This window comes from Flavihumibacter sp. CACIAM 22H1 (assembly GCF_001601815.1).
Lineage (GTDB): Bacteria > Bacteroidota > Bacteroidia > Chitinophagales > Chitinophagaceae > Flavihumibacter.
This window is the reverse complement of record NZ_LUKG01000057.1, coordinates 6,841-8,949: the sequence shown is the minus strand read 5'-3', so window position 1 is coordinate 8,949 and position 2,109 is coordinate 6,841. Positions and strand designations below refer to the sequence as shown.

The window sequence follows — 2,109 nt, the reverse complement described above, 5'->3', positions numbered from 1 at the left end:
CCCCTGTGTCAAACTAGCTATCCCCCAGTACCATTTACTTAACTTTCAATCAACTACTGCTTTTACCGCTACCTGTTTGATACCTGGATGGCACATGGTTTACGCGGTGGCCGTACATGGTCCTCCATTGAATAAGCGCTGAAAATAGTCCTATCCAATTACAACCCGAAAGGTAGCACTCCGGTCCAGGATTTTGGCAAGTTTTTTATTCCCAGTAATTTTGCTATTACCACCGCAGTATTTTTATTGCTATTGTAAAAGCCAGCTGAACGCATCTGCTTAATTTTTGGTCCGGTTAACGCCCAGGGCACCAGCATTTCCTCCATACTAAGGCCGCCATGTCCGGTTTCCGGGTGCCCGCCATGGTCAGTGATAAACAGAAAATAAGTATCCTCAAATAAGCCGGCTTGCTTTAATTGCTGTACAAATTGTCCGAGGGCCAGATCAGCATCTTCTAATGCCTGAATATACTGGGGCGACATCCATTTATGGTTATGTCCCGCATGATCAGTATGCACACTGTATAAAAAAATAAGTTGCGGATACTGCTGATTCATTTTAATAAAATCAAGTGCTCTTTGATAACTGCTGTCGTATTCGTCGTTCTGTTCAAAAAATACATCATCCAGGTATTTTTGATTGAACGGCTTAATAAGATTGGCCCAGTTATAATAAAATGCCGTTTGAATACCCGGCACCTGATCTTTCACCAGTTTAAAAATCGAGGGGAAATAACCATCTGCATCGGCATCTATTGCTTTTAAGCTATGTTTATTGAGGTTCCAGTCATTGGATGTTACACCATGCTCCTCAGGACCGGCACCCGTTAAATGACTGGTCCAGTTGGGCATGGTAACCGACGGCATCACCGGTCTTGTGGTCAGCGAAAAAATCCCCTTTGAAAACAAAGTATCCAGGTGAGGATGTCTTGCTTTTTGATAACCGGGCACACTGTAGCCATCCAGGCCAATTATGACAACACGTTTTTTCATTTTCTGTGAAAAAACAACACTGCTGCCCATTAAAAGAAGACATAGTACACTGAATAGTCGAAACGGTTTCCTAAACATACTGCTATTATTTTATGTTGTATAAGCTGGTTTATTTCGAACCAGCAGGATGGATACTGAACTGATAAAAGAGATTCCTGCAATTAATAAAAACAAAACCGCTGGTGATCCGGCATAATCAAGAAAACGTCCGATAACAGGCTCTCCCGCAGCAGCAAAAAAATAGGCGGATGCATTCATTATTCCGATGCCTGTTCCGGCATTTTCATTACCCAATAATTCAGGACAAAGCGGCCAGAAATTTGATTGTGGACCGTACACAAAAAAGCCTGCCAGTAAAAATAAGCATGCTATCCACCAACTCTGCCCTTCCGGAATACAAAAAATTAACAGGCAAACGAGGGAAGAACAAAACATGCCCAGACTAATGGTCCATATTCGGTTGCCATGAAAGAACCGATCTGAAATAAAGCCGAAACTAAAGGCGCCGATTGCCATGCCAATGGGTAATAACAGGCTCATCCACACCAATTCAGGTTGCGTCTTATAGGAATCGCCCAATACATAAATGGGTAACCAGAACAAGAGCCCGTATCGGGCCATACTTTGAAAACCGATGGATAAACAGGCCAGCATAAAGGACCTGTTGCTGAAAACGATCCTATACCTGGCTTTCCAACTGGTTACCAGGGCAGCTTGCTTTTCTCCTATCTCTGCCGGTTCATCAAACCCTTTATCACGCGGATGATTAATAGAAAAAATGGCATATATTATCAATGCAAGAAAAAGAAATAATACCGGCCACCGGAAAAGAGATCTCCAGTCATTGTCATGTACCAGCGAAATGGACAAAAAATAGGTCAGTACAGAGGAGGAAGCGGCTGCCATGGTATACCATCCAAAAACCAATCCGTGTTTTTGGCGGGGCCACCAGTTAACGAGGATTTTTCCTCCGGGCGCCCAGGCCATAGACTGAAAATATCCGTTTAGTGCCCAAAGAATCAGAATTAAATAATAGCTGGAGGAAAAACTAATCAGCACATTGGCGGCAACAGATAGCAAGCCACCTGTCACCACCATATGCCGGGGACTCCAGCGA

General features: G+C 43.5%; 2 protein-coding genes. Both read right to left on the bottom strand.

From position 1 onward, the window contains the following. Positions 1–158 precede the first annotated feature (158 nt). A complete protein-coding gene (locus A1D16_RS14740) occupies positions 159–992 on the bottom strand; it encodes an alkaline phosphatase family protein (protein ID WP_290710840.1) in 834 nt (277 codons plus the stop codon). Positions 993–1,082: 90 nt separating this feature from the next. Then, positions 1,083–2,109: MFS transporter (locus A1D16_RS14735; RefSeq protein WP_290710838.1), on the bottom strand; the 1,027-nt coding region annotated here is incomplete at its 5' end.